Annotated in this window: 8 protein-coding genes; 3 read left to right on the forward strand and 5 right to left on the reverse strand. The window is 49.6% G+C overall.

The window, feature by feature from the left end:
- Window positions 1-77: 77 nt before the first annotated feature.
- Complete coding sequence (gene pitA / locus RTP97_RS08780; protein ID WP_312412722.1) at window positions 78-1,574, reverse strand: inorganic phosphate transporter PitA; 1,497 nt, start codon at window positions 1,572-1,574, stop codon at window positions 78-80.
- Window positions 1,575-1,805: 231 nt separating this feature from the next.
- Here pitA and RTP97_RS08785 point away from each other — a divergent pair, with 231 nt between their 5' ends.
- Window positions 1,806-2,999, forward strand: coding sequence for an NAD(P)/FAD-dependent oxidoreductase (locus tag RTP97_RS08785; protein WP_312412724.1), 1,194 nt, complete (start codon window positions 1,806-1,808; stop codon window positions 2,997-2,999).
- Between the two features lie 285 nt (window positions 3,000-3,284).
- On the opposite strand, the gene RTP97_RS08790 is transcribed toward RTP97_RS08785, so the two are convergent.
- The 4 genes from RTP97_RS08790 to lysC all read right to left on the reverse strand — a co-directional run bounded on the left by RTP97_RS08790 (window position 3,285) and on the right by lysC (window position 8,590).
- A complete protein-coding gene (locus RTP97_RS08790) occupies window positions 3,285-4,505 on the reverse strand; it encodes a radical SAM protein (RefSeq protein WP_312412726.1) in 1,221 nt (406 codons plus the stop codon).
- On the reverse strand, window positions 4,495-5,760 hold the full coding sequence (locus RTP97_RS08795; RefSeq protein WP_312412728.1) for an MFS transporter: 1,266 nt from the start codon (window positions 5,758-5,760) through the stop codon (window positions 4,495-4,497). The genes RTP97_RS08790 and RTP97_RS08795 overlap by 11 nt, the downstream gene beginning before the upstream one ends.
- Before the next feature lies 1 nt (window position 5,761).
- Window positions 5,762-6,733: a radical SAM protein gene (locus RTP97_RS08800; RefSeq protein ID WP_312412729.1), complete on the reverse strand. Its 972-nt coding sequence runs from the start codon at window positions 6,731-6,733 to the stop codon at window positions 5,762-5,764.
- 495 nt (window positions 6,734-7,228) lie between these two features.
- A complete protein-coding gene (gene lysC / locus RTP97_RS08805) occupies window positions 7,229-8,590 on the reverse strand; it encodes a lysine-sensitive aspartokinase 3 (RefSeq protein ID WP_312412730.1) in 1,362 nt (453 codons plus the stop codon).
- 439 nt (window positions 8,591-9,029) lie between these two features.
- Between lysC and RTP97_RS08810 the strand changes: the two genes are divergently transcribed.
- Together RTP97_RS08810 and RTP97_RS08815 are read left to right on the forward strand one after the other, a co-directional pair.
- Window positions 9,030-10,415 carry a diaminobutyrate--2-oxoglutarate transaminase gene (locus tag RTP97_RS08810; RefSeq protein WP_312412732.1) on the forward strand — a complete coding sequence of 462 codons (1,386 nt, stop codon included), beginning with the start codon at window positions 9,030-9,032 and terminating at the stop codon, window positions 10,413-10,415.
- A gap of 17 nt (window positions 10,416-10,432) precedes the next feature.
- Complete coding sequence (locus tag RTP97_RS08815) at window positions 10,433-11,896, forward strand: aspartate aminotransferase family protein (RefSeq protein ID WP_312412734.1); 1,464 nt, start codon at window positions 10,433-10,435, stop codon at window positions 11,894-11,896.
- Window positions 11,897-11,918 lie beyond the last annotated feature (22 nt).

Here is an 11,918-nt window from a genome sequence, read left to right on the forward strand (position 1 = left end):
CTCTGCTTGCCGGGCCTACAGAATGGTGCGATTTGTAGGCCCGGCAAGCAGAGCGCCACCCGGCGTTATGCAGCCATTTAAATCAGCTGCAGTGCCACCCAGTACAGCGCCCCGGAGAGGAAAATCGCTGCCGGCAGGGTCAGGACCCAGGCCATCAGGATGTTAGTTACGGTTTTACGCTGCAAACCGCCGCCATCCACGATCATCGTTCCCGCTACTGAAGAGGAGAGAACGTGAGTGGTGGATACCGGCATCCCGGTATAGCTCGCCAGGCCGATAGAGACGGCGGAGGTGAGCTGGGCCGACATGCCCTGCGCATAGGTCATGCCTTTCTTGCCGATCTTCTCGCCGATGGTGGTGGCGACGCGACGCCAGCCAATCATCGTACCCAGGCCCAGCGCCAGCGCGACTGCCATGATGATCCACACCGGTGCATACTCGATAGTGCTCAGCATATCGCCCTTCAGCTTCTTCAGCAGACGCTGGTCGTCCGCGCTCACTTCCGGCTGCTTGGCGACCTTATCGGTGATATCAGAGATGCAGAGCATGATGCGACGCAGCTGGCTGCGCTGCTCAATCGGCAGCTTGTCATAGCTTTCGATATTGGTCAGCATCGCTTTAGCGCGATCCAGCGCCACAACGGCGCGGCCTGCATGGCAGTGGAACTCGCCGTTAGGGCCTACGGTCTGCTCGGGCGTTGGGATCACCGGCTCAGCGCCGGTTGCCTTCAGCAGCAGATCGGGGTGTTGCTGGAACCAGGTCTCAACGTTGTTTACCGCATCACGGGTACGGGTGATGTCGTAGCCGGAGGCATTCATATTCACCACGAAGCCTGCCGGAGCCACACCAATCAGTACCAGCATAATCAGGCCGATGCCTTTCTGGCCATCGTTAGCACCGTGAGAGAAGGCCACGCCGATAGCCGAGAGGATCAGGGCAATACGCGTCCAGAACGGCGGCTTTTTCTTGCCGTCCTGCTTTTCACGCTCGGCTGGGGTGAGGTGAATACGGGCGCGTTTTTTGGTGTTGCTCCAGTAACGACGAAGGATAAACACCAGGCCGCCCGCAAAGACCAGGCCGACAATCGGCGAGAGGATCAGCGAGGCGAAGATGTTGATCACCTTCGGCACGTTCAGCGCATCCACCAGCGAGGTACCGGTCATCAGTGCATTGGTTAAACCAATCCCGATAATGGCACCGATCAGGGTGTGTGAACTGGAGGCCGGAAGCCCAAAGTACCAGGTACCCAGGTTCCAGATGATCGCAGCCAGCAGCATGGAGAAGACCATGGCAAGGCCGTGTGCAGAGCCAACGTTCAGCAGCAGATCCGTTGGTAACATATGCACGATGGCATAGGCTACGCTCAGGCCACCAAGCAGAACGCCGAAGAAGTTAAAGAGGGCCGCCATGACGACCGCAATCTGCGAGCGTAATGCGCGAGTATAGATCACGGTTGCCACTGCGTTCGCCGTGTCGTGGAAGCCGTTGATTGCTTCGTAGAACAGCACAAAACCCAGAGCAAGGAGTAATAACAACCCGGTATGAAGATCCAGGCCAGCAAACAAATGTAACATAGGACGTTACGCCATTTTTGAGGTCATGAACGCCGCGCATTATCATGGACATTCGCGGCGGGGGCAAAGTGAAATATAGCTTTTTTTTGATATTTATCCTGCGCCTGTAACGGTACGTAAATAATTATGTCATAAATTTCAACGAAATGACCATTTTCATCACCATTTGCGCTGGTGCGACCACCGCATAAAATTTACAATCCGCGCCGGATTAGCGAAGAGGAATGCAGTGTGGAAAGGTTTGATGCCGTTATCATTGGGGCTGGCGCGGCGGGGATGTTCTGTGCGGCAATAGCCGGACAGGCAGGCAGCCGGGTGCTGTTACTGGACAATGGTAAGAAACCCGGACGTAAAATTCTTATGTCTGGCGGCGGTCGCTGCAACTTTACTAACCTTTATGTCGAGCCTGCGGCCTATTTAAGCCAGAACCCGCATTTTTGCAAATCTGCGCTGGCGCGCTATACCCAGTGGGATTTTATCGATCTGGTCGGCAAGCACGGTATTGCCTGGCATGAGAAGACGCTTGGTCAACTTTTCTGCGACGACTCCGCGCAGCAGATTGTTGATCTGCTGGTGACAGAATGCACAAAGGGAAATGTAACTACACGTCTGCGTAGCGAGGTGCTCGACGTCACCCATGACGACGCAGGCTATACGTTGCAGCTCAACGGCGAAAGCGTGGTAACAAACAAGCTGGTGATTGCCAGCGGTGGGCTGTCGATGCCCGGCCTGGGCGCATCGCCGTTTGGCTATAAGATTGCCGAGCAGTTTGGCCTGAAGGTACTACCCACACGGGCGGGCCTTGTACCGTTCACACTGCATAAGCCGCTGCTGGAGCAGCTGTCGCTCCTCTCCGGCGTGTCGGTGCCTGCGGTTATCACTGCAGAGGACGGGACGGTGTTCCGTGAAAGCCTGCTCTTTACCCATCGCGGCCTCTCCGGCCCGGCTGTGCTGCAGATCTCCAGCTACTGGCAGCCCGGCGAGTTTGTCACCATCAACATGCTGCCGGAGTGCGATCTGGATGCGTTTCTTAACGATCAGCGCGCTGCCCACCCAAACCAGAGCCTGAAAAATACGCTGGCGATGCAGCTGCCGAAACGGCTCATTGAGTGTCTACAGCAGCTCGGACAGATCCCGGACGTGACCCTGAAACAGCTCAACAGCCGCGAACAGCAGACCCTGGTGGATAACCTGACCAGCTGGCGGGTGCAGCCCAACGGCACCGAGGGCTACCGCACGGCAGAGGTGACGCTCGGCGGCGTCGATACCCATGAGCTTTCCTCACGCACCATGGAAGCACGCAATGTGCCGGGACTCTACTTTATCGGCGAGGTGGTGGACGTGACTGGCTGGCTGGGGGGATATAACTTCCAGTGGGCGTGGTCAAGCGCCTGGGCCTGTGCGCAGGCGCTGGTAGAGACCTAAGTCTGATATCAAAAAAGGAAAAAGGTCATCATTCAAGATTCATATGAGATTAATATGCCCGCGGCCGATGCTTTAACAATAAACTCTGCTAGATCATCGTTGCTTATCCCCGGGCATAAAGACGTTAGCTCGTGTTGAGTGAGCGGCCCATTTGAAAAGTGCCTGATTATAGAAAAACCCTCAGGGTTAAACTTATGGACGATAAATTTATTGCTATCGAAAACAATATTTTCATCTTCTCTGAGAACCGTGTTTTTGTTCAAAATGTATCTTGTCATATCAACCTCAAAGTAAGTTATTTGCCAGTTTTTTATCAAATAGCCTAAACAAATCGCTTTCTATTCCACTCATAGCCGCTGTAAGAGCTTCATTGTAAAAATAAGTGGTAACGTATGGCTTCAATATATTTAAGGCCCAAATATTAATATCTCTTTCTGTTTGCTTTTTTATTTTTTCTAGGGGATCTACGCTTACTGCGCCGAGAGCCTTATGGCCAATTTCATGCGCTAAAACCAAAAGGCGACAGGAGAGTGATAAATCATCAGCTATAATAATGGTGTGGGATGCTCCCGATATAAAGATTGAGCCGCTACAGTGGATCTTATCTCGTGCAACTATCCAAACGTTGTCAATTCTGTATTTATTAATAAGTAATTTCTCAATAGACTGAAGGCGTGTTAGTGCATATTGATTTTTCTTTGAAATATACACATCAATGGGGTCGTCTATATCCAGATGCCCAATTGGCGCTGAGTATTCATTGAAACAAATCGTTTTGTCAGCCATAACAACAACTTTTTTATCGCTCAAATGAAATTCTTCATAGCCTCCATTATGGATTTCATATCCCGGAATAACTATTTTTCCGGTTTTAGCATAGCCGCTAATTTCACTCAACAATAACTCTTTCTCTTGTTGCGTGACTTCGTTATATCCCCGAGCCTTTCCTTGCGTTGTAGTAACCCAGAAATAAATTTTTATTTTTTCGACGTCAATGTTTAAATAGTAGTCGATAAGGGTAGCGATATTTCTCACGTTCTCCTGAAAAACACAGATCGCTACCGTTATTAAGAACCCTAAAGACAAGTAATATTTAATATTTTTATCGATAATACCACCGACAAGTCGCTCAGGAGGTGTTGGAAGATGTGTGCTTTCAATATCATCTATACTTATCTGAAGGTTTTTTATACCCGATGCGAGTAAGCGCTGTAGCTTTTCAGTATTTGTGTCTAATCCTGTAATACCAATTAATGGAACCATTTTACTGTCAATTATATACTGGGTGATCTCATTGAAAGCGGGATGAAGCATAGGATCTCCGCCAGAGATAATAAGCATCAGAATTTTATTTCTACTAAAGCTATCAATAACGAGTTTAATTTCTTGCAGTGATAACATGCTTTTATTAAGGCAACCGGAATCGACATAAAAACAGTGGCCACACTGCAACTGACAAAAGTTTGTTAAATACAAGGAGGCAGAGAGAGGAGGGCTAGTATGCATTTTTCATCCTTATACCTACAAAATAGATAATCATAAATATAAACATGACAACTATGTGTAAATAAAACATGACGATTGAAATGGTTATATTTTGATTTACAAAAAAGCCACTAATGGTCATACCTATTGAGGTTGCTAAACTTCGTAGTAAGAAACCAAAGGATAAAAGCGTTGTTCTATAGGGGTAGTCTATAGGTATGGCATTATGTTGTTCAAAACTGGTCATTGCGGGAAGGCTAATCCGGGCTAACTGATGAATAATAAAGCCCACGATAAAGAAGGCAACAATGTAGCCAGATAAGAAAAATGATATCCCCCCAATAATCAAGGTTAATAAGAATAAAAAAGTAGAATCTAATTTACGTAATGTCATGTTTTTTGACTTTTGGAGTAGAGTCGAGATAACCATCGATATCACAATGGATATGGCAAATAAATATCCCAGATTTACGCTGCTCCAGCGGTGTTCTGCCAGGAAAGGTTGATAAAAATTGAGGCTTGTGCGCATCACTACAAAGAGTAGGGTAGATATAATCATGGGAATGAAAAAATCAGGAAGAAAAACAATCTCTTTGATTTCCGATAACTTCTTGTTATTTGATATTTTTTTTGGTGAGGTGGTATTTACAACAATATCTTTACCAGGCCATAGAATCAATAGACAAATAATTGAAATTAAGGTTCCTGTGCCGAGAAATACGAGGTCCAGGATCATGGGGTAGGCGATGTTTTTTGCTGCCAGGTAGCCTCCTGTGATTGAAGCTAAGGCGCTAACAAGTATACCGATTGAAGACGCTCTTTTTAATATTGGCTGATAACTATCTTCATTGTGGCTTTTAGAACTTGCATCATAAGCAATAGACTCTAAATTTCCACTTGCTAAACTGCCTCCTACACTTAGAAGAATTGCTGAAGGAATCAAAACCATCCTTCCCGGGTATATAAGCAAAATTGATAAGCCCAGGAAGTATATAACGCGTCCAATAAGGTAAGATTTGTTCCAGCCAACTTTGTCCGATACAACGCCTAACGGCACTTCAAGGACCATATTTAATATAAATATCGCTGAGATGAAATTAGAGTATTCCCACAGCGTAACGCTGACATATTTCAGGTAATACAATACGACCACCGGTGCTAAAAATGCCTCTAATGGCAAGAAAGAGTTGATAAGAATGAGATGTTTTATAAGAAGGAAACGCTTTTTACTTATCGTAACAGAATCAAGCTTGTCACACTCATGGATGTTTTCCATATTATCCCTCAAATATATTTTTATTATATTGCATATATAAAATATGACACCCGTGCTCATGTACCTCATTAAATTTAGTGTTATTATCTTCAAGGTTTACTCTGCGCCATTTATTAAATAATTCATCATTCTGCCATATATCAATAACATCTCCTTTCTTCTCTATTTTTCTCTCAGTGCGATCTACGTCTGTCCATAAATCACAAGCTGACACGGTCAAATCATTATTTATTACCATCGTACTGGTACCCGCCCCGCAACCCAACGTCATAGAATCATGTGTTATTACCGACGCGGGATTGAATGCCCCTAAAACGATGAGATCGGGAAATGTTCTTTTAATATCACTTATCTCTTTTCTAATTGCAGAGATATGTTCTGTATTGAGAGTAAGGTTTCTACTTTCTAATGCTCCACTGCCCAAAGGCATAAAAACAGAAAATTTAACTTTTCTTATGCCACTGGCATAGATAGATTGACAAAACCCAAAGATGCCATTGAAATTTTTTTTATTTAAGGTCATCGCAATTTCAGTGTTTGCGTTTTTATCGAGTAAGCGTTTAACACCAGTCATTGCTTTAAGAAATGAGTTTACTCCCCTAATTTCATCATTAATCTCAGCATTCATCCCTTCTATGCTGATTTGAAAATCACAGCAGCCCGCTGACAGGAGTGACTCGACCCTTTTTTTTGTAAGCAACGTCCCATTTGTTCCAATTTTGACATGGATCCCGCTTACGGCTGTATGTTTGACAATGGCTTCTAAATCTTTTCTTATTAAAGGCTCGCCACCAAGAAAGTTAATATCTTTGACTCCAATCTCAGCGAGTTCATCGACTATGTTTAAAATTTTAGTAAGGCTGCTTTCTCCATGATACGAAGACAAATAACAGTGCTTGCATCGGAGATTACACCTGCCGGTTATGTACCACTTAACAAACAGAGGTGTGTTTAGAGTAAGTAACGGAATCATAATGCTCCCACACTTTATCTCAATATTTAAGGCTACCCGGACAGGTAGCCTTATTGCCACAATATGACTTTAGAAGCCGCCCCCTGCGTTAGAGGTGCTTGAGCTACTCATACAACCTGCAACAGGGATTGATTTGAAATCTGGTTTATTATTCATAATAACTCCTTGATTTAATCTCATATTGATTTTGCAAAACCACATGGTTGTTGTGGTTGCGTAGTTATAACTACTCCCTTAAATTTTATTGTCAAACATTTCTAATGTAATTTTTTATTATTTAAGATAACTAACTGATTAAATAAAGTTTTTATTTTAAATTCATCATTTAAATATATTTTTATTACATATTTGCTATATAAATAAATTACACGAAAACGTAATGTCTAATTTGGATTGATAATATTCCAGGGGCGAAGGAGTATGCTTTTTGTGGGCATGGTCAAGCGCCTGGGCCTGTGCGCAGGCGCTTGTAGAGCAAGACTAACTCGTTAGCCTTTATTCCAGCAGCCTGCGGTGTAACGCTTTTACCGCGCTGTCTGCGGAGCCCGCTGGCAGCAGGAAGCAGAGGCTGTGGTCAGACGCCCCGTGGCAAATCATGCGCACGGCGTGCGCCTCCAGCTCGGCAAAGACCTCTTTGCATACCGCTGCCGCCTGAGAGAGCGCATTACCAATCAACGAGACGAGCGCCAGCCCGGTCTCGATCTCAACGTGGCAGTGCGACGACAGCTCGGTGAGCAGGGAAGTAGTCAACGTATCGGCCTCGCCTGAGGTGGAACCGGTGGAGTTGAGGATCAGCGCGATGCTTGTCTCCGAGGTGGTTACCAGATCGAGCGCCACTTCGTGACGAGAGAGAATCGCAAACGTCTCGGCTAAAAAGCGGTGCGCCGGCTGCGCGTTCAGGCTGGATAACGTCAACAGCGTCTGCTGACGACGTATGGCCAGGGCGCGATAGCGCGACGGCTCCAGCGCATCGCGGCGAACCAGCGTTCCACCTGCGGACGCATTATTGCTGGCTCCGACAAATACCGGAATGTTTTTGCGCATGGCAGGCAGCAGGGTAGCCGGGTGCAGCACTTTAGCACCAAAGGTCGCCATCTCTCTCGCTTCAGAGAACGAGAGGTTATCAATACGTTTCGCCTGAGCGACAATTCGGGGATCGGTAGTATAGATCCCGGCGACATCGGTCCAGATATCCACACGTGAGGCATGAAGCGCCTCTGCCAGCAGGGAGGCGGTATAGTCGCTGCCGCCGCGCCCGAGGGTGGTCGTTTGTCCTGTCGCATCGCTGCCGATAAAGCCCTGTGTTACCATCAGCGCCTGCTCAATACGCGGGCGTAAATGTTTTTCCGCCAGCTCGGCAATGGTGTCGATGGCCGGTACAGCGCAGCCAAATGTATCATCGGTACGAATGACTTTACGGGCATCAAACCACTGCGTTTCTACTTCACGTTCCCGCAAGACTTCCACAAACAGCAGGGAGGACATCAGCTCCCCATGGCTCACCAGCTCATCGCACAGCGTGGCTGAACGGGAATCGAGAGCCGTTTCGGCCAAGCGGCTGATATTGTCGAGGAGACGATCGATCTCCTGACCAATGGCGTCTGGCTGTTTCAGGCGTGAAATAATGTTGTATTGCAGGGCACGTAGGGTGGCGATTTTGTCCAGCCGAACGTGGCTTTCGAGACCGGAAGCGAGTTCGACTAACAGGTTAGTTACGCCCGCAGAGGCAGACAGGACAACCAGACGAACGTTTTTATCAGCAAGGACAAGGGTGGCACTACGGCTCATCGCGTCAAAGTCAGCTACGCTGGTTCCGCCAAACTTGGCAACGATGATGTGTGGATAAGTGTGAGTCATAACAATCTCATATCAGGGCGCCATATCGATATGGCATGAAAATTTTCATTTCGGCATAAGGGAAGAGCGCTTCACCTTACGAAATGTCCGCCCGCGAACATTTCTACTTAAAACTCAGGAACCTGCTCTCATTGTCTCGCACAGGTTACCGGGGTGGGATCGCATAAATAGTTAAATAGGTACTTCCTTATCGGTTTGGATTTTAACGGCGGGCATAGTAAGTGATTTAACCCATTGAATCGATATTTTCTTTAACCTTTATGTCAAGCCGAGGCTAAAACATTTCTTGTCATTGATTTTTAAGAATATTTACATAAAAGCCCACAAAAAATAAAAGATTGAGTCCGCTGCTGAAAACACATATATTAGCCGCGATTTTTTACCCCCCTTGAACCCTTATTCAATCGGTGTTTTAACGACGCCAGGTTGTAGGAGAGATATGATGACGGATAAAGTCCGTATTGATTCTTTGAGTGCTGATTCCTTACCGCAGAGCAATGAGACCTTTCTGGCCAGACAGGCCGAGTTTGAATCCAACGTCAGAAGTTATCCACGTAAGTTGCCATTAGCGATTACCAAAGCGCAGGGCGTCTGGATCACCGATGCAGATAATAAACAATACCTTGACTGTCTTGCAGGCGCCGGAACGCTGGCGCTGGGCCATAATCATCCTGATGTGATCCAAAGCATCCAAAGCGTCCTTACCAGTGGCTTACCGTTACATACGCTTGACCTGACCACGCCGTTAAAAGATGAGTTCTCTGCTTATCTGCTCTCGCTGCTGCCAGGTCAGGGCAAAGAGTACTGCCTGCAGTTCACCGGGCCTTCCGGCGCGGACGCCGTTGAAGCGGCGCTGAAGCTGGCGAAAAAAGTGACCGGACGTTCCGGCGTAATCAGCTTCTCCGGCGGTTATCACGGCATGACGCATGGCGCGCTCGCCGTAACCGGTAACCTGTCGCCGAAAGAAGCGGTTAACGGCATGATGCCGGAAGTGCAGTTTATGCCTTACCCGCACCAGTACCGTTGCCCGCTGGGCATCGGCGGCGAAGCCGGTGTGAAAGCGCTGACCTACTACTTCGACAACCTGATCAACGACGTTGAGAGCGGCGTGCGTAAACCTGCTGCCGTGATCCTCGAAGCCGTGCAGGGCGAGGGCGGCGTGAACCCGGCTCCGGCCGAGTGGCTGCAGCGCATCCGTAAAGTGACCCAGGAACACGGTATCCTGCTGATCCTTGACGAAGTCCAGGCGGGCTTTGCCCGTACCGGCAAATTCTTCGCCTTCGAGCACGCCGGTATCGAGCCGGACATCATCGTGATGTCGAAAGCGGTAGGCGGCGGTTTACCGCTGGCCGTGCTGGGTATTAAAAAGCAGTTCGACGCCTGGGCGCCGGGTCATCATACCGGTACGTTCCGTGGCAACCAGCTGGCGATGGCCACCGGCCTCACCACGCTGAAGATCCTGAAAGAGGAAGGCGTTGCCGAGCAGGTCACTGAAAAAGGCGAATGGCTGAAGGGCCAGCTGGCTGAGATGCAGAAGCGTTACCCGGTTATCGGCCACGTGCGCGGTCTGGGCTTAATGATCGGGATTGAGATCGTTAAACCGCAGGAAGCGCAGGACCACATGGGTTGCTACCCGGCGGACGGCGATCTCTCTGCGCTGCTGCAGAAAAAATGCTTCGAAGCGGGCCTGATCCTCGAGCGCGGCGGCCGTGGCGGTTGCGTACTGCGTCTGCTGCCGTCCCTGCTGATCAGCAAAGAAGAGCTGGGGATCTTCCTCGATAAATTTGAAAACGCGCTGCTGAGCGCCGGCGTGAAGCCTGTTTAATCGGAGCAATTGAGCACATGTCTGATCTAAATCCGATTCTCTCTGGTTCCGCGCAGAGCATTGCTGCCTATCAGGAAGCGATTGAGCAGAGCACGCAAGCGGTTATTGAGTGGCTTAAGCAGCCTGAGATGTATCAGGGCAAAACCGTTGCGGAACTCCGTGAGCGCATCAATTTAGAGTTTAGCGCTGAGGGCCTGGGCAACCAGGCCGCCATTGAGCGCGCCGTGGAGTATTTCCTCAAGGACAGCCTCTCTGTGCACCATCCGCAGTGTGTGGCGCATCTGCACTGCCCGAGCCTGGTGATTAGCCAGGCGGCGGAAGTGCTGATCAACGCCACTAACCAGAGCATGGACTCCTGGGATCAGAGCCCGTCGGCGACCATCATCGAGGTCAAGCTGATTGAGTGGCTGCGTGAGCAGGTCGGTTACACAGCGGGCGACGCCGGGGTCTTCACCAGCGGCGGTACGCAGAGCAACCTGATGGGCCTGATGCTGGCACGGGATGCCTTTTTCGCTCGCCAGGGTCACTCCGTTCAGCTGCACGGCCTGACCGGTAATCTCAGTAAAATTAAAGTGTTATGCTCTGAAAATGCACACTTCTCCGTGCAGAAGAACATGGCGCTGATGGGGCTGGGTTACCAGGCCGTGACGCTGGTGAAAACCGATCAATTCTCGCGTATGGATCTCAACGATCTGAAAGAGAAGCTGGCCCAGGCGAAAGCCAACGGTGAGCAGGTGATGGCTATTGTTGCCACCGCGGGCACCACCGATGCGGGCGCGATCGATCCGCTAGCTGAGATCGCTGCGCTGGCGGCTGAAGAGCAGATCTGGGTGCACGTGGATGCGGCCTGGGGCGGCGCGCTGCTGCTGTCCGAGAAGTACCGCCACTTCCTCAACGGCCTGGAGCTTGCGGACTCCGTCACGCTGGACTTCCATAAGCAGTACTTCCAGACCATCAGCTGTGGCGCGTTCCTGCTGAAAGATGCGCGTCACTATCAGCTGATGCGTTATCAGGCGGCGTACCTGAACTCTGATTTTGACGAAGAGCAGGGCGTACCGAACCTGGTCTCTAAATCGCTGCAAACCACCCGCCGTTTCGATGCGCTGAAGCTGTGGATGGGCCTGGAAGCGCTGGGTAAAAAGCAGTATGCCGAAATCATTGATAACGGCGTAACCCTGGCGCAGCAGGTGGCGCAGTTCGTGGCCGAGCAGCCGCAGCTGGAGCTGGTCATGCAGCCGCAGCTGGCCAGCGTGCTGTTCCGTTTCCGCCCGGAAAACGGCGACACCGCAGGCGTTGCGCTGCTGAACCAGCGTATCGGCGATACGTTGCTGGCCTCCGGGGCGGCGAACGTTGGCGTAACGGAAGCGGATGGCGTGACCTGCCTGAAGCTGACTCTGCTCAACCCTGTCGTTTGCCTGGAAGACGTGAAAGTTCTGCTGGCCAGCGTGATCGCCTGTGGGCAGCAGCTGCATAACGCCTGATTACAGCAGACGTAAAAAAAGC

Source organism: Pseudescherichia sp. (assembly GCF_031998825.1).
GTDB lineage: Bacteria > Pseudomonadota > Gammaproteobacteria > Enterobacterales > Enterobacteriaceae > Pseudescherichia.